Origin of the sequence: Rhizobium altiplani (genome assembly GCF_001542405.1) — a bacterium.
Lineage (GTDB): Bacteria > Pseudomonadota > Alphaproteobacteria > Rhizobiales > Rhizobiaceae > Rhizobium > Rhizobium altiplani.
The window spans coordinates 1-17,234 of the sequence record NZ_LNCD01000078.1 but is presented as its reverse complement, the minus strand read 5'-3'; the positions used below and the strand labels follow the sequence as shown (position 1 = coordinate 17,234).

The 17,234-nt window shown below is 59.3% G+C and carries 9 protein-coding genes, 1 tRNA gene, 2 rRNA genes and 1 pseudogene; 5 read left to right on the top strand and 8 right to left on the bottom strand.

All coding sequences use genetic code 11. The features are described from left to right. Positions 1–45 precede the first annotated feature (45 nt). Both AS026_RS16870 and AS026_RS16865 read left to right on the top strand, forming a co-directional pair. Positions 46–384 carry a putative quinol monooxygenase gene (locus AS026_RS16870; RefSeq protein ID WP_025660085.1) on the top strand — a complete coding sequence of 113 codons (339 nt, stop codon included), beginning with the start codon at positions 46–48 and terminating at the stop codon, positions 382–384. Between the two features lie 142 nt (positions 385–526). Beyond that, entirely contained in the window at positions 527–2,287 is a 1,761-nt protein-coding gene (locus tag AS026_RS16865) for an adenylate/guanylate cyclase domain-containing protein (RefSeq protein WP_062370650.1), read from the top strand. A gap of 133 nt (positions 2,288–2,420) precedes the next feature. Here the strand turns inward: AS026_RS16865 and AS026_RS16860 are convergent, their stop codons facing one another. The 4 genes from AS026_RS16860 to AS026_RS16845 all read right to left on the bottom strand — a co-directional run bounded on the left by AS026_RS16860 (position 2,421) and on the right by AS026_RS16845 (position 9,064). After that, entirely contained in the window at positions 2,421–4,700 is a 2,280-nt protein-coding gene (locus AS026_RS16860; protein WP_025660087.1) for a CDC48 family AAA ATPase, read from the bottom strand. 485 nt (positions 4,701–5,185) lie between these two features. Continuing rightward, a complete protein-coding gene (locus tag AS026_RS16855) occupies positions 5,186–6,154 on the bottom strand; it encodes a substrate-binding domain-containing protein (protein WP_018113584.1) in 969 nt (322 codons plus the stop codon). Then, positions 6,141–7,466 carry an ABC transporter permease gene (locus tag AS026_RS16850; protein WP_062370648.1) on the bottom strand — a complete coding sequence of 442 codons (1,326 nt, stop codon included), beginning with the start codon at positions 7,464–7,466 and terminating at the stop codon, positions 6,141–6,143. Before AS026_RS16850 ends, AS026_RS16855 begins: the two co-directional genes overlap by 14 nt. Continuing rightward, on the bottom strand, positions 7,463–9,064 hold the full coding sequence (locus tag AS026_RS16845; RefSeq protein WP_062370646.1) for a sugar ABC transporter ATP-binding protein: 1,602 nt from the start codon (positions 9,062–9,064) through the stop codon (positions 7,463–7,465). The genes AS026_RS16850 and AS026_RS16845 overlap by 4 nt, the downstream gene beginning before the upstream one ends. 216 nt (positions 9,065–9,280) lie before the next feature. On the opposite strand from AS026_RS16845, the gene AS026_RS16840 reads away from it, so the two are divergent. Continuing rightward, the gene (locus AS026_RS16840; RefSeq protein ID WP_025660090.1) at positions 9,281–10,291 is read left to right on the top strand and encodes a LacI family DNA-binding transcriptional regulator; all 1,011 of its coding nucleotides are present in this window, start codon (positions 9,281–9,283) and stop codon (positions 10,289–10,291) included. Between the two features lie 87 nt (positions 10,292–10,378). On the opposite strand, the gene AS026_RS16835 is transcribed toward AS026_RS16840, so the two are convergent. Further along, complete coding sequence (locus AS026_RS16835) at positions 10,379–11,605, bottom strand: alpha-D-ribose 1-methylphosphonate 5-triphosphate diphosphatase (RefSeq protein WP_062370771.1); 1,227 nt, start codon at positions 11,603–11,605, stop codon at positions 10,379–10,381. Between the two features lie 313 nt (positions 11,606–11,918). Here AS026_RS16835 and AS026_RS16830 point away from each other — a divergent pair, with 313 nt between their 5' ends. Together AS026_RS16830 and AS026_RS16820 are read left to right on the top strand one after the other, a co-directional pair. After that, on the top strand, positions 11,919–12,371 hold the full coding sequence (locus AS026_RS16830; protein ID WP_062370644.1) for a universal stress protein: 453 nt from the start codon (positions 11,919–11,921) through the stop codon (positions 12,369–12,371). Between the two features lie 354 nt (positions 12,372–12,725). Continuing rightward, a pseudogene (locus AS026_RS16820) lies at positions 12,726–13,820 on the top strand (IS3 family transposase); the annotation flags it as partial. A gap of 222 nt (positions 13,821–14,042) precedes the next feature. Here the strand turns inward: AS026_RS16820 and AS026_RS16815 are convergent. From AS026_RS16815 to AS026_RS16805, 3 genes are all read right to left on the bottom strand, one after another. Continuing rightward, positions 14,043–14,119 (bottom strand) — tRNA-Met (locus AS026_RS16815). A 265-nt stretch (positions 14,120–14,384) separates the two neighbouring features. Continuing rightward, positions 14,385–14,499: ribosomal RNA gene (gene rrf, locus AS026_RS16810) — 5S ribosomal RNA — on the bottom strand. A gap of 109 nt (positions 14,500–14,608) precedes the next feature. Beyond that, positions 14,609–17,234 (bottom strand): 23S ribosomal RNA (locus AS026_RS16805); the annotation flags it as partial.

Genomic DNA, 17,234 nt, shown 5'->3' with positions numbered 1-17,234 from the left:
AGCCTCCGTGTCAGGGCGAGTGATACAGAAATTCGAGGTGCCCATATGAAACTCATAACGGGTTGGCTCACCTGCAAGCAGGGAATGCGAGAGGCGTTCCTTGCCGCTATGGAGCCGCATGTTGTGTCCACGCGCGCTGAGCCAGGCTGTGTGTTTTTTGAGTGTCATCGGCACAAGGATGAAGACGACGTGGTCGTTCTGATCGAAGGCTTTCGCGATGCGGAGGCACACGAGTTCCATAGGCGAACCCCGCACATGATCGCGATGCAGGCCGATGTGCGGCGGCTCCTGGCAAGATTGAGTTTGATCGAGACTGTCTCAGATGAAGTCGCACGTTATGATCTCGATTTCATCGCAAATCCGCCGGGCCCCTATCGTCCTTAGTCCTGCAGGCAGCTTGCACGTCGATGTGCGTGCTCCCACAGCACCGTTCGCACCCGCCGCTGTCGTTGGCAATCGTAAAACACCCAAGCCTGCCGATGTGCTACATTGTCACCACGTGCTTTTGTGGCGGGAGGGATCGAGAATGCAGCGCAAGCTGGCCACGATCATGGTCGGAGATTTCGTCGGCTCCACCCCTGCGATGGAAACGGACGAGGAAGGAGCGATCACCCGGATTGACGCTGTCCTCGACACTGTTCGCACGGTCATCCAGCGCCATGACGGCCGCGTCTTTGGCACCGCGGGCGATGCCCTGCTCGCCGAGTTCGGCAGCCCAGTCAATGCGCTTAGGGCCGCCATCGAGGCGCGCGCCGAGATCGCTGCCCTTCCTGGCTCGAGTGGCGGCGACATGCGTTTCGGCCTGCATGTCGCGGATGTCGTCGTCGTGGGCTCGGACTTGCGCGGCGATGGCGTGAACATAGCCGCGCGAATTGAGGCGTCTGCGCCACCTGGCGCAATCGAGGTTTCGGGGGTGCTTTACGACCAGGTCCGTCGAGTCTCGCCTTGTGGATTTGAAGACACCGGCGAACGTCGACTGAAAGGAATTTTCGAGCCGATACGGATTTACCGGGTTACTGAACTGGTGGACCGCCACCTCTATCAGTTCGCTCCAACACGATCCTCTCCCAATGCTGCACAGCCTCCCCGGACAAACTCGATCGCCGTGGCGCGGTTCGACATTGCGCCCGGCGCCATTGCGGATCAATCCTTCCTGGCGGACGGCATCACCGACGACCTGACTCTTGAACTGAGCCGGCTGAAGGGGTTGTTTGTCAGTTCCCGTTCGGCCGCGACCGCACTGACGACCAAAGACCCGGTCGAGATCGGCCGCCTTCTCGGCGTCGGCTACGTCGTCAGCGGCTCGATCCGGCAAGCGGGCGACGACCTCAGGGTCAACATCTCGCTGACGGAAACCGGAGAGGGTCTCGTCATCTGGTCCGATCGCATAACGCGTCCGTTTCGCGAACTGCTTGATGTCATGGATGAAATCATCGCGCGTGTCGCAGCAACCGTGTCCGGACGGGTCGAGCAGTCGGAACTTGCGGCCGCGCGGCTAAAGCGCCCGGAGAACATGACGGCCTATGAGTATTACCTACGGGGACTGGACCATCATCGCTTGGTTGGCGTTTCGGACACCCACATACACGAAGCCATGGCCTGGTTCGAGCGGTCAATGACCGCTGATCCCGGTTTCGGCCGCCCCTTCGCCATGCACGTCTGCTCGTGGAGCAACTTGCCAAGCTTTGACCTTCATGAGGCAGAACAGCAGGTTGCGCATGCGCTTGCACTCGACCCGACCGACCCGGAAGCCCATCGCATCATGGGCGCGATCAAGATGAAATCGGGCGACTTCGCCTCGGCGCGTTACCATCACATACGCGCCAAGGAACTCGCTCCGAACGACGCCTATATTCTCGGCCGCAGCGCCGCGTTCTATGTCTATGTCGGAGAGGCTGAGCACGCCCTTGAAATGCTTGATCGTGCCGAGACACTCGATCCCTTTCTGCCGGTCTGGATCACTGAAGAGCGGGTGGCGGCCCTCTACGCGCTGGACCGCTTCGAAGACATGATGCGCGTCGCCCTGACACTACCCTTTCAGACCAGGCGGACGTTGCTTTATCAGATCGCGGCTAGCATGGCCTGCGGCAACAGCGGAAAGGCTGAACTCTTGGTTCGGCAAGCGCTTTCCCTCGATCCGGGCCTGTCTGCAATATACATCCGGATGCAGGAGACCTATGCCGACGAGTCCGTCACCGAAGCCCTGATCGAGCGAAACTGCGATGCTGGCCTGCCGCCAAAGCCGCGGAAGCCTACACCCCGCAAGAAATCAACTTTGCTGAGATGACGAACGGCCCACGCGGCGCAGAATAGGTGGCGTCACTGAGCTTCACCTGGCTCAGCATGGAGCGCGGAAGCCCGACCGCCCCGCACTGGACCGGCAGAGCCGCCACGGTCGGTCACTACTTAATCTGGCGCCCCTACTCTCCAGCCTGCCTGAGGGGCGTGAAGCCGATCTGCATGCGCTGCGGATTTTCCTGGCGGAGCGTGCGCAGCATCTCCTCATACTCCCGTTCGGCTTCTGCCGTGACCGACGGTCGAACCTCCTGCAGGGCCATGGCGAAATTCTCCTTTGTCACCGTCGACGCAGTCAGAGACTGACGCAGTGCAATCAGCCCTGCTCGCCGTGTCAGGTCTTCGAGATCTGCCCCTGTAAACCGCTCCGTCTTGTCGGCGAGTTCATCGAGATCAACATCGTCGGCGAGCGGCATCTTCTTCGTATGGATGCCAAGGATCTTCCGCCGCGCTTTTGCATCCGGCACGGGAACATAGACCAGTTCGTCAAAGCGCCCCGGTCGCAGCAGTGCCGGATCGAGCAAATTCGGCCGATTGGTCGCTGCCATCACGACGACGCCCTGCATGTCTTCCAACCCATCCATTTCGGCCAGTAGCGTGTTGACGACCCGCTCGGTCACCGCCGGCTCTCCCAGCCCGCCGCCGCGGACGGGGGCCAGCGAGTCGATTTCATCGATGAAGATGACGGTCGGGGCAACCTGTCGTGCGCGTTCGAAGAGCCGCGAAACCTGCTGCTCGGACTCGCCGTACCATTTCGAAAGCAGATCGGACGATTTGGTTGCCACGAAGTTCGCTTCGGCTTCGCGCGCCACGGCCTTTGCCAACAGTGTCTTCCCGGTCCCCGGAGGTCCAAACAAGAGAAATCCCTTTGCAGGGCGAATGCCCATCTGCCTAAAGGACTGCGGTGACCTGAGCGGCAGTTCCACCCCTTCCTTCAGTCTCATCTGCGCTTCGTCCAAACCTCCGACATCGTCCCAACGGACGTTCGGCGCCTGGATCATGATTTCGCGCAACGCGGAAGGTTGAATGCGCTTCATGGCGGACGTGAAATCGTCCTGAGAGACCGTGAGCTTTTCAAGGATCTCGGTTGGGATACCCTGCTTCAGATTGATATCGGGAAGAACACGGCGCAGCGCATCCATCGCCGCTTCGCGAACCAACGCACCGAGATCCGCTCCGACAAAGCCGTAGGTCGTCCTCGCGATCTCATCGAGATCGGTGTTCTCGGCGAGTGGCATGCCCCTGGTGTGGATCGCGAGCACCTCGCGCCGGCCGCGCTGGTCCGGTACGCCAATGACGATTTCGCGGTCGAAACGCCCGGGACGGCGGAGCGCCTCGTCAATCGCGTCTCGCCTGTTCGTCGCGCCGATGACAACAATATTCTGCCTCGGCTCCAGCCCATCCATAAGGGTTAGCAACTGGGCGACAATTCGCCGTTCGACTTCTCCAGTCACCTGCTCGCGCTTTGGCGCGATGGAGTCGATTTCGTCGATGAAGATGATTGATGGCGCATTCTGCGAGGCTTCCTGAAAGACCTGCCGCAAACGTTCCTCGGACTCCCCGTAGCGGCTGCCCATGATCTCGGGACCGGCGATGTGGTAGAAGTTGGCTTCCGTCTCATTGGCGACAGCACGGGCCAGCAGCGTCTTGCCGGTGCCCGGGGGGCCATAGAGAAGCACGCCCTTTGGCGGTTCGATGCCGAGGCGCTGAAACAACTCGGGATGGCGCAGTGGCAGCTCCACCATCTCGCGGACTTGCTCGACAGAGGTGCCGAGTCCGCCGATATCGTCGTACGTTACGTCAGCTCGGCGTGCTTCCTTCGGTTCCTCAAACTGCGAACGCAATTCGACAACCGTCTGCTCGTTCATCTGGACGATGCCTCTCGGCTGTGTCGAGACAACGACGAGCCTGATTTCCTGCAGACCGTAGGCGGGAAGATCGAGTACGCTCCGTAGCAGCGGGTCCGCAGCGCGGGGATCTCTTACGCGTTGCTGGACTGAGGTCGATACAACGTCGCCGGCCACCATTGGGCGGTGAAGAAACGTGCGCTGCAAAGCTTCACCCGGTCCCTGCAACACCAGGTTCTTCTGCGCCGGCGCGAGGACAACCTTCGTCGCCGGCCTTACCTCCGCCTTGCGAACTTCGATATGGTCGCCGCTTGTTGCGCCTGCATTTACGCGCTGAAGGCCGTCGAGCCTGATCAGGTTCAGGCCCTCATCATCGGAATAGGGCCTCATCGCGATCGCGGCCGTATGCCGCTTGCCGATGAGCTCAATAAGCTCGCCTTCTCGTACGCCGAGCTTGGTCATCGCCTTCGTGGAGACGCGGGCGATGCTCGCTCCCGTATCCTGCGGTGGCATATTGGCAACCTGCAGCGTGAGGATCTGATCGTCGGGGACAGACATGATACCTCCAAAATCGCTTGTGATGAAACGCTGCGCTGACAGCTAGAGAGCTTACGGAAAAGACAAGCGGTTTTCATGCGAACACGTAAAAAGACTTGCGCTTCCTTGCCGCCGACACGACGGATCCGCCTACTGATATTCGAAACGCGTGATGGAGCGAATTATACAGAGGTGTAGGTGAGCGACCGTTTCACGGTTGGACAAAGTGCTCCAGTGGTCCACCGGTTGAGCCTCGGTGGAAAGCCGCAAACCTCGGAAGCTTCACAATCCCCTCGAGTTTTACGCAGCCTTCGCCCCCCAGGCAGCCATCCAAGCTCTCCCCAAGCCCGTTATTCCGCCAGGCTATCGACGAATGCGCGGATGCCGCCGACTACTACAGTGGTTTAGCGGACCGGACTGACCGTCGAACAGGTGCGGACCCGTATGGACACAAAAAGGGCCGGCTGGGATAGCCGACCCTTCTTTACTGTCAGGTTTACGCTGAGTTAGAGGCCGTTGTCCTTCATGATCTGGCCTGCATTTTCCTTTGTCACCTTGAGCGTCGGCAAGACGACATTCTTTTCGACTTTTTCTCCGCCGAGATACTTGATCGCCTGACGCAGGCCTTCCGCGCCCGGCGTTGCATAGAGGAAGGTCGCACTGAGTTCACCATTGTTCACCCAGGTCACGCCTTCTCCGGGAAGCGCATCGATGCCGATGAACTTGATGTCCTTCTCACGTCCGGCATCCTTGGCAGCGAGGTAGGCGCCATAGGCCATCGGATCGTTGTGGCCATAGACGAGGTCGATCTTCTCATTGTTGCGGAGCGCGGTGGCCATGATGTTGTAGGCCTGGTCCTGCTTCCAGTCGCCCGACTGCTGGTCGAGCAGGTTCTTGATGCCCGGCTCTTTGTCGGTAAATTCGTGGAAGCCGTCGTGCCGGTCGTGTGCCGGCTGAGTTCCCATGCCGCCCCAGATCTCGACGACATTGCCCTGCGCCTTACCGGGCCCGCCGAGAAGTTCAACGGCATATTCCCCCGCAGCCCGACCGATCAGCTTGTTGTCGCCGCCGACGAACTGGACGTACTTGTCAGTTTCGACGTTGCGATCCAAGACGAAGACCGGAATCTTGGCGTCGATCGCCTGCTGGACGACGCCGGTGAGGCCAGCGGATTCCTTCGGCGAGATCAGCAGCGCATTGACTTCCTGGCGGATCAGGTTTTCGACATCCGCAACCTGCTTTTCAGTCTTGTCCTCACCGTCGGTGATGATCAGCTCGACTTCGGGATGCTTTGCGGCCTCCGCGATGATGTCCTTGTTGAACTGCGCCCGCCAGGGCTCGATCGTGGTCGCCTGGGAGAACCCGATGCGCCACTTCTTGTCTTGCGCCAGCGCGCCATGCGTAGCGAAAAGGGATGTAGTGGTGAAAAGCGCGGTAGTGACGACCGCGAACTTCAACATGTCACGACGTTTCATTTCCGTTTCCTCCAGTGTTGAGAGACATGGTCTCCTTGCGCGGACGCTCCTCCCCGGACGCCTCCGATCTCGCGGGCCGCGGCAGTGTCAGCCGCAACCGCGCCAGAATATCGCGGGCATTGCGCTCCTGAACGAGCACGGTGCCGATGATGATCAGTCCCTTCAGCACCAGCTGAAGGTTGGAATTGATGTTGTGGAGCTGCAGGATATTCGACAGCAGCCCGAAGATCAGCACGCCGCAGAAGGTGCCGGCAAGGCTGCCGCGTCCCCCCATCAGGCTCGTGCCGCCGATGACCACCGCGGCGATGGCGTCGAGCTCCAGCCCAGCCCCGGCATCGGGCTTGCCCTGGCGATACTGCGCAACGTAGAGGATCGCGGCGATGCCCGCGAGCAGGCCGGAGACGGCATAGGTGACGATCTTGACCCGTCCGCTGTCGATGCCTGAAAGCCGCGCCGCCTCCTCGTTGCCGCCGATCGCATAAACGAAGCGGCCGAACGGAGTGAACTTCAGCACGACCGCATAAATCGCAATCGCCGCAATGAAAAAGATACCGGGCATGGGAATGATGCCGAAGACCAGCGAGCGGAGGATATCGAAATCGGCCGTGGCGTTCGAGCCAGTATAAACCGGCAGGACCGCATTGTTCTGACCCGCCGTCAGCCGAGCGATGCCGAGCGCAGTCACCATCATCGCGAGAGTGACGATGAAGGGCTGCAGGCGGCCGACGACGATGATGATGCCGTTGATGGCGCCAAACAGAAGGCCGACGGCCGGTACGACGAGCAGCACGCCGAGCACACCGAACTTGGTTTCGCTCTGCGGCACGATATAGAAGAGCAGCACGGTGCAGAGGGCGATACCGACCAGCGCCGGGACATAGATGCCCCGCGTGCGGTCGAGCGTCAGGTCGCGGCTGCGGCTGAAGCCAGTGCGGCTCTTTTCAAGATTGGAGAAGATGAACCGGGTTACGGCGGCTCCGATGACGAGGGCGGCAAGCAACACCGACGGCACGCCGAGCAGGAAGGCCGACGTGTCCCCGGGGACCGTCAACAACATGGCGCAGACGACGCTGCAGATTGCCATCAGCGAACCGACCGACAGGTCGATGCCGCCGGTGATGATAACGGCCGTCATGCCGGTCGCGATAAGCCCCGTCGTCGAGACCTGACGCAGCACGTCGAGCAGGTTGCCGCTGGAAAGAAATATGTTCCTGCCCGACGACGTCACCGGCGACCATACGACACCGATCAGGAAAATCGCGATCAGGCCCCAGTACAGTTTCGTGCGGGAAACAAGCTTTATCACATTCATGCGGATGCCTTCTCCTGCCTGTTGCTGGATCGTGGTGCCGCCAATTGCATGATCCGCTCCTCCGTCGCGATCGCGCGGTTCAGGATACCGGTCTGGCGTCCTTCGGACATGACGAGGATGCGGTCGGAAAGATGCAGTAGTTCCGGCATTTCCGAACTCACGACGACGATCGACATACCCGCTTCGGCCAGGCGGAAGATCAGGTCGTAGATGTCGCTCTTTGCCCCCACATCGATGCCGCGGGTCGGCTCGTCGAGCAGCAGGATGCGCGGCGTCGTGGCGAGGCACTTGCCGATCACGACCTTCTGCTGGTTTCCGCCGGAAAGCGTTGCCGCGACCTGTTCAATGCCCGAAGCCCGAATACCCAACGTCTTGATGGCGTCGGCGGCAACCGCCGCTTCCGCCGCAAAGTCGCGCAGACCGAAGCGCGCCATTCGGCTGACGAGCGGCAGCGCGACATTCTCCGTGATCGTATCGTGCAGGTGGAGTCCCTGCATCTTGCGGTCCTCAGTGACGAAGGCAATGCCCAGTCGGCGCGCGTCCGTCGGCGAGCGGATCGTGACCGGCTGCCCGTCGATCAGAATCTCACCGCCGGCCTCCCCGTTGCTGGCGCCCGTCATCGCCTGCAGGATCTCCGTACGCCCGGCCCCGAGCAGGCCGCCGATGCCAAGGACTTCACCTGAGGCGACCTCGAAATTGACGCCGGTCAGGACCTGCTTCCAGCCGTGCCGGTTGGCCACGGACAATGACAGATTTCTCACCGACAGGACTGCACCGCCAACGGCGGTCGCTTCGTGCCTGATGGTTTCCGCACGGCTGAGATTGCGGCCCACCATGCCGGCGATGACCATGTCTTCATCGATCTCCGACTTCGGCCTGGTCCAGACGTGCCGGCCGTCCCGGAACACCGTGACGCGATCGCTGAGTTGCATTACCTCGTCGATCCGGTGCGAGATGTAGATGATGCCCACCCCCTCGGATGCGAGCTGGCGCATGATCGTGAAAAGCCGCTTGCATTCATTCGGTGACAGCGCCGATGTCGGCTCGTCCATGATGAGCATCCGGGCGTCGAGCGACAGCGCCTTTGCGATCTCGACCAGCTGCTGTTCGCCGATCCTGAGCGACGACACCCGTGCTTCGGGATCAAGATCGATGCCGAGCCGCGTGAGCAGGGTCCGGGCGGCATTCATGCTTTTCCGGCGATCGACAAACAACCCGGCGATCAAGGGCTCCCTGCCGAGGAAGATATTGTCGGCAATCGACAGCTCAGGGACGAGATTGAGTTCCTGGTGGATGATGGCGACACCGGCAACCTCTGCGTCGCGCACCGTCGCGAAGTGAACCGGAGCCTGGTCGATGATGACGGCGCCATCATAGTCGGCGTAGACACCGGACAGGATTTTCATCAGGGTCGATTTGCCGGCGCCGTTCTCGCCCATCAGCGAATGGATCTCACCGGCGAACAGATCAAATTTCACATGATTGAGCGCGGCAATTCCGCCAAACGACTTCGAGACGTCGACCGCTTCCAGCACAGGCGCGGTGGACGAACGTGGCGCGTTGGCGCGCGAAGGCAAATGGCCCACTTCTTCCTGCATGACAATGACGGCCTCCCTTCCATCTTTGTCTCGCGGCTGTAAGCGACAGTAGAAGCTAATCTAAACGTTTCGAAGATGTCAAGAGATCAGTCGCCCTCCAACGCTTTGTTCTTGCTAAGAACTTGCCATTTTCGTAACATGTTGGACAGCGCATCGATCTAAACGTTTTGAATTATGGACCGGATTTCTTCCAAAAGACGAAAATCCCAGCCGACCATGCTAGACGTCGCTGCGACGGCAGGCGTCTCGGTTGCCACGGTCTCGGCGGTCGTCAACGGTACCGCGCCGGTCAGTTCCGAACTGCGTGGCAGAATCGAAAATGCGATCGCGGCCATCGGCTATAAACGCAACGCCATTGCCCGAAGCCTGAAGACGGGCGCCACCAAGACGATCGGGCTCGTCATCGCCGATATCACCAACCCGTTCTTCACGGATGTCGTCGCCGTCATCCAGGATGTGCTGCATCGCGCCGGTTACGCTGTGATGCTCTGCTGCACAGACGAAGATCCGGTGCAACAGGAGGAGCAGATTTCGCTTCTCCTGGACAGGATGGTGGACGGCCTGATCATTGCGCCGGCTGGCGACGACCATGCGCTTGAGCGCGTCCTCCAGCGCGCCGGTATCCCAACCGTACTGATCGATCGCATCAGCCACGGCATCGCGGCGGATGCCGTCGTCCTCGACAACCAGCGCGCGGTACAAGACGCGATCGACTATCTTGTCGGCCTCGGCCATCGCCGGATCGGCTACATCTCGGGTTCGCTTGATACCTCCACCGGCCTCGGCCGGCTGACCGGCTATCGCGGCGCGCTTGACAATGCCGGCATTCCCCAGGACGACGCATTGGTGCGCATCGGAAACTTTCGCGAGAAAGACGCCTATAATGCCGCCATGCAGTTGCTCGTGATGCCAGAACGGCCGAGCGCCATTTTCTCGGCAAACAACCTGATGGTCATCGGCGTGATGAAGGCGATCCGGGACATGGGGCTGCGTTGTCCCGATGACATCTCGGTGTCGAGCTTCGACGATTTTCCCTGGGCGGATGTTTTCCAGCCGAACCTGACGACCATCGCCCAGCCGGTACAGGCCATCGGTGAGCACGCAGCCCAGCTCATTCTCGACCGCCTTGCCAATCGCTCCGACCGCCCTCCCCGGCAGATCGTACTTTCGGGCCGCCTGACGATCCGCTCGTCGTGCCGGCCTTTCTCTGCAGCTGACGGAGGTTAAAGATTTGCGCGAGATGGGCGGACAAGCGGAGCTCCCGACGGGCCTCGTTCTAGCTCTGCATCAGTTGCTCGCCCGCTTCTCTACTCGTCACCAGCCCATCGGCGCCGCGCAATAGGCTTCCCGGCCGGCGACCCAGGTGCGCCGAACCACGGGGGCGCCGCCCTCTGGCCAATCGACCAATATGAGGTCCGCCCGCTTTCCGACTTCGATCACGCCGCGATCGAAGAGCCCCAACGCACGCGCCGGATTGCCGGATACGAGCGGCCAGAGCGCGTGGACCGGTGCCACGCCATCGGCCTTGAGCCTGGCCAGGCCAAGCAGCATCGCAGGATAATAATAGTCCGAGGCGAGAATATCGCAGAGACCCTCGCGAATCATATCGGCGGCAGCGATCGAAGCAATGTGGCTGCCGCCGCGCGTGGCGTTCGGCGCGCCAAAGACGATGAAGTCACCAGCCTCACGGGCGGCCCGCGCCACCCGCTTGTTCATCGGGAACTCACTGATCCGTGCGCCACGGACGCGGAAGAAGTCGCGCGTTTCAATCTGGCTATCGTCATGCGACAGCATCGGTGCGCCAGCGGCCTGGCCGAGGGTCGCCACCTCTTCAATCGCGGCTGGTACTTGCGGACGGCGATCCCACATGTTCCTGACGAGCGCGACCATGTCAGACACCGGGATCTTGGCCCGCTTGGCACGTTCCGCCATCTTCTCCGCGAACGCAGGTGTTTCGGGATCGACTGCTGGGAAGGCCGGATCGAAGTCAAACGGCCGCTCCTGCAACGGTGTCGAGGGATGCAGCATTGCCATCGATGTGTGGTCGTTGAAGGCAATCGACGGCAGGCGCGGTCCGGCGAGCGCCTCGCGAACAAGCTCGATCGCCTCGAAGCAGAAGGTTTCCCAACGGAGCTGGACACGATTGTCCACCGTCAGACGCGGGCCGAGTGCGTCGAGCGCGCGGACGACGGCGTATCCGTTTTCCACAGATCGAAGCCCCGGCTCCCAGCTCAGCGTCAGGGCGTGGTAGGCAGTCGCTATCCCATTGGCGGCAAGCTGACGGTCTGTGTCGAGCAGCGCAGGAGCGACAGGGAGTATCGTCCCCGGCCGCGGCATGATCTGCCGCTCGAAGGCATCGCCATGAATGTCTACGAAAGCCGGAGCGAGGAGATAGCCGCGTCCATCCACAATGTCCGCTCCGTCGCGTGCACCGTCGATCGCCGTGATCCGGCCGTCTTCGATGCGCACGGAAGCGGGCTCCAGACGATCGCCAAAAATAACGGTCGCGCCCTCGATAATCACTGCCGAATTGTTCTGCATCGGTGTCATTCCACGAAAAGGAGAGTGCAGCAGCCCAGTTTCATCGGGGGCTGAGTGCCACACTGCTTCTAACCAGCCGATATGACAGATTTGAGAATGTCGCTGTGCACAGGCATACGTTGACTGACACGGTAGCGCAGGTCCCCAGCGGTGTAATCCGTCCACAGTGGAGGTGCGTTGCATGTGGCGCGACGGCCAAACTCCGCCAGTCCGTTCTGGCGATTTCTCCGTCTACAACCGTATCGTTAGTTGCTAAACGATAGTACCTTGCGTGGTGGGCACAAATCCTTGGACCAGACGGGAGACGACAAGTATGTACAACCATATTCTCATTTCTACCGATGGATCGGAAGTAGCGCAGAAGGGTGTCGATCATGGGCTGTCGCTTGCAAGCAGCCTCAAGGCCCGCGTGACGATAATCATGGCAACAGAGCGGTTCCCTGTCTACGCGCATGCCGGGATTGCCGGCGCCTATATTCCCGGGCCGACAGAGATGGCCCAGTATGAAGCCGGTCAAAAGGAAACAGCCGAGAGAGTGCTGGCTGGGGTCAAGAGAGCAGCAGAAAAGCTCGGCGTGCAGTCGAACACTGTCCATATCCCGCAGGCTTATCCGGCCGAAGCGATTGTTGAGGAGGCCAAGGCTCTCGACTGCGATTTGATCGTTATGGCATCACACGGCCGTAGGGGTTTAAGAAAGCTGGTGCTCGGGAGCCAGACATCGGAAGTCCTCGCGAGCAGCCCGGTGCCTGTCTTGGTGGTCCGGTAAGTCGTCACTTCTGGGAAGCGGTGTCCCACGGGGCCTGCGCCGAAACCGACCAGCGCGGCTGACTCCAAATCTCGGTCATCCGCGAGCGAAATCGGGGACGGCACCGCGTCTGAGGTTGCGGAGCCGACCCTGCCTGCATCTTGGCGACGGATTGGCGCCGAACGGCGCCCTGGAGAACGATCCTGATGGCTTCCCGCCCTGCCGAATTCGCTGACCGCACGCCCTGGGAGATTTGGGCTAAATACTTGGGGCATCGTGCTTGCGATCCGAACCTGATCCGAACCCTTCAGACTGGACCAGTTTTGGTTAGAGTTTTCCGGTGCATTTTCCTGGCTGGGAAAGGAACGGACGACGATGAAGGCATCGCAGTTTTCGGACACTCAGAAGGCGTTCATTCTGAAGCAGGGTGATGAGGGTGTGCCAGTTGCGGAGATCTGCCGGAAGGCAGGAATCAGCCAGGCGACCCATTTCAACTGCAAGAAAAAATACGCCGGTCTGTTGCCGCCGGAGATGAAGAAGCTGAAGCAGCTCGAGGACGAGAATGCGCGGCTGAAGAAGATCGTCGCGGATCTGACGCTGGACCGGGAGATGCTGCAGGACGTCATTCGCCGAAAGCTCTAAGGACTGCTCGGAAGCGGGAGATGCTGAAGGGTGTGTGCCAGGATTGGGCGATTTCGATCCGGCGTGCCTGTGGGGCGCTGAACTTTGATCGGTCGACCTACCACTATACTATACCTCTCGCCGCACCGATCAGGCCGGTCTTGAGCGTCGCATCCGTGAGATCTGCGAGACCCGTGTGCGTTACGGTTATCGCCGTGTGCAGGTGCTGCTGGAGCGCGAGGGTTAGGGGCCCAACATCAAGCGGACCTACCGCATTTATAGGGACTTGGGCCTGCAATTGCGCAACAAGACACCGAAACGCCGGGTGAAAGCCAAGCTCCGGGAGGATCGGCAAATGGCACTCAGACCGAATGATGTCTGGGCGATGGACTTCGTGCATGACCAGCTCGCCACCGGCAAGAAGCTGCGGGTCCTGACAGTGGTAGATACCTTCTCACGCCATGTGCCGGTGCTCGATCCGCGGCACAGCTACCGCGGTGAAGACGTTGTGCAAACGCTCGAACGAATATGCCGTCAGGTCGGCTATCCGAAGACGATCCGCGTCGATCAGGGCACCGAGTTCGCATCCCGCGATCTTGATCTCTGGGCCCACGCCAAAGGCGTCACGCTGGACTTCTCACGGCCTGGCAAGCCGACCGATAACGCCTTGATCGAGGCGTTCAACGGCCGCTTCCGAGCGGAATGCCTGTGTTCCTGACCCTTGCGGATGCCCGCGAAAAGATGGAGGATTGGCGTAGAGACGACAATGAGGTTCGGCCACATGGTGCGATCGGCAACAAGGTCCCGATCGCACTGATGAATCCGGGAGGCGCAACCAGCCCGCCCCCTGACACAAGCCGGAAAACTCCAGCCTCCGCTGGTCCAACGTTTGGGAGCGGATCAAAACCGCCGTGGCTCTAGTCGCCGCTGGATGAAAGTTCCGTGGCAGGACAGACGCTCACGGGCTCACGGGCGAGCTCGACACGGAGTCCAAAAAGAAAAAGCTCCTCGGCGCCTATGCGGAGGAGCTTCGGTGCAAATATCCGCAGTGTGAGAATTTGCGAGTTTTGTTGGTTGCGGGGGCAGGATTTGAACCTGCGGCCTTCAGGTTATGAGCCTGACGAGCTACCGGGCTGCTCCACCCCGCGCCAAGTGCAAAACCCTCTGGGTTTTGTCACGGTGCGTAAACTGCGAAGCAGTTTACGCTACTGCCCGAGCAAATTGCCGAAGGCGATTTGTCTCGTGTAAGGGACGCACTGCATATTTTCGGGCCGATTATAGCAGAAAGGCCGCTTTGTGGGCGGCCCTTTTGATCGGCTTGGGGCCGTTTTCGTGATGAGAAGATTATCTTTGTTTCACATGCAGCTTTCGACTGTCTTCGACATTCGGCGCATGTGTTGTTGCGTTTAGCAGACCTGGCAGCGACCGACTCTCCCGCGTCTTAAGACGAAGTACCATAGGCGCTGGGGCGTTTCACGGCCGTGTTCGGAATGGGAACGGGTGCAGCCGCCCCGCCATAACCACCAGGTCAGCGAAGCGCAACAAATGAGAAGCTGGTGCAGTTTTCACTGCGTTTGAACACGTCTTGCATCATCTCCCGACACGTCTGTGTCGCAGATGAGCATTGATCAATGAGAACGATCAAGCCAATCGAGCTATTAGTACCGGTAAGCTTCACACATTGCTGCGCTTCCACACCCGGCCTATCAACGTGGTCGTCTTCCACGGCTCTGATAGGGAATACTCGTTTTCAGGTTGGTTTCCCGCTTAGATGCCTTCAGCGGTTATCCATTCCATATGTAGCTACCCTGCTATGCCCTTGGCAGGACAACAGGTCCACCAGAGATATGTCCATCCCGGTCCTCTCGTACTAGGGACAGATCCTGTCAATATTCCTACACCCACGGCAGATAGGGACCGAACTGTCTCACGACGTTCTGAACCCAACTCACGTACCGCTTTAAATGGCGAACAGCCATACCCTTGGGACCTGCTCCAGCCCCAGGATGCGATGAGTCGACATCGAGGTGCCAAACAACCCCGTCGATATGGACTCTTGGGGGTCATCAGCCTGTTATCCCCGGCGTACCTTTTATCCGTTGAGCGATGGCCCTTCCACACGGGACCACCGGATCACTATGACCGACTTTCGTCTCTGCTCGACTTGTCAGTCTCGCAGTCAGGCGGGCTTATGCCATTGCACTCGACGACCGATTTCCGACCGGTCTGAGCCCACCATCGCGCGCCTCCGTTACTCTTTCGGAGGCGACCGCCCCAGTCAAACTACCCACCATACACTGTCCCGGATCCGGATAACGGACCGCGGTTAGACATCCATGACGATAAGGGTGGTATTTCAAGGATGGCTCCACAGAAACTGGCGTCCCTGCTTCAAAGCCTACCACCTATCCTACACATGCCGACACGAATGCCAGTGTAAAGCTATAGTAAAGGTGCACGGGGTCTTTCCGTCTGACCGCAGGAACCCCGCATCTTCACGGGGAATTCAATTTCACTGAGTCTATGTTGGAGACAGCGGGGAAGTCGTTACGCCATTCGTGCAGGTCGGAACTTACCCGACAAGGAATTTCGCTACCTTAGGACCGTTATAGTTACGGCCGCCGTTTACTGGGGCTTCGATTCAAAGCTTGCACCTCTCCTCTTAACCTTCCAGCACCGGGCAGGCGTCAGACCCTATACGTCGTCTTGCGACTTCGCAGAGCCCTGTGTTTTTGATAAACAGTCGCTACCCCCTGGTCTGTGCCACCCCACTTCACTTGCGTAAAATGGGGTCACGCTTCTTCCGAAGTTACGCGTGCAATTTGCCGAGTTCCTTCAACATAGTTCTCTCAAGCGCCTTGGTATACTCTACCTGACCACCTGTGTCGGTTTCGGGTACGGTCTATACGGTGGAGCTATTTCCTGGAACCGCGTCCCTGCAAGATCAATCCAATAAGACCTCACAAGTTGAGCAATCCGTCACTACCACCAGGCCCACGAATATTAACGTGGTTCCCATCGACTACGCGTGTCCGCCTCGTCTTAGGGGCCGGCTAACCCTGCTCAGATTAACTTTAAGCAGGAACCCTTGGTCTTTCGGCGAGAGGGTCTCTCACCCTCTTTATCGTTACTCATGTCAACATTCGCACTTCCGATACCTCCAGGAGCCCTCACGGGTCTCCCTTCATCAGCTTACGGAACGCTCCGCTACCACGTGTATTGCTACACATCCTCAGCTTCGGTGCATGGCTTCAGCCCCGTTACATTTTCGGCGCAAAGACCCTTATTTAGACCAGTGAGCTGTTACGCTTTCTTTAAATGATGGCTGCTTCTAAGCCAACATCCTGGTTGTTTTGGGATCCTCACATCCTTTCCCACTTAGCCATGACTTGGGGACCTTAGCTGGAGGTTAGGGTTGTTGCCCTTTTCACGACGGACGTTAGCACCCGCCGTGTGTCTGCCGACTAGTACTCCTGGGTATTCGGAGTTTGGTTAGGATCAGTAAGACGGTGAGTCCCCATAGCCCATCCAGTGCTCTACCCCCCAGGGTATTCGGTCGACGCTCTACCTAAATAGATTTCGCGGAGAACCAGCTATTTCCGAGTTTGATTGGCCTTTCACCCCTAGCCACAAGTCATCCCAATCTATTGCAACAGATGCGGGTTCGGTCCTCCAGTTGGTGTTACCCAACCTTCAACCTGCTCATGGCTAGATCACTCGGTTTCGGGTCTAATGCAACAAACTAAATCGCCCTATTCAGACTCGCTTTCGCTTCGCCTACACCTACCGGCTTAAGCTTGCTTGTTACACTAAGTCGTTGACCCATTATACAAAAGGTACGCCGTCACCCTTGCGGGCTCCGACTGTTTGTAGGCATCCGGTTTCAGGTTCTATTTCACTCCCCTTGTCGGGGTGCTTTTCACCTTTCCCTCACGGTACTTGTTCGCTATCGGTCATGCACGAGTACTTAGGCTTGGAGAGTGGTCTCCCCATGTTCAGACAGGATTTCTCGTGTCCCGCCCTACTCTAGGACAATCATGCTATCTACGCGTACGGGGCTGTCACCCGCTACGGCCAAACTTTCCAGATTGTTCCGCTTTAAACACAATTGCCACTGGCCTGGTCCGCGTTCGCTCGCCACTACTTGCGGAGTCTCGGTTGATGTCCTTTCCTGCAGGTACTTAGATGTTTCAGTTCCCTGCGTTCGCTTCTTACACCCTATTTTATTCAGGTGCAGATACCTTATCACAATGCTTAGAAACC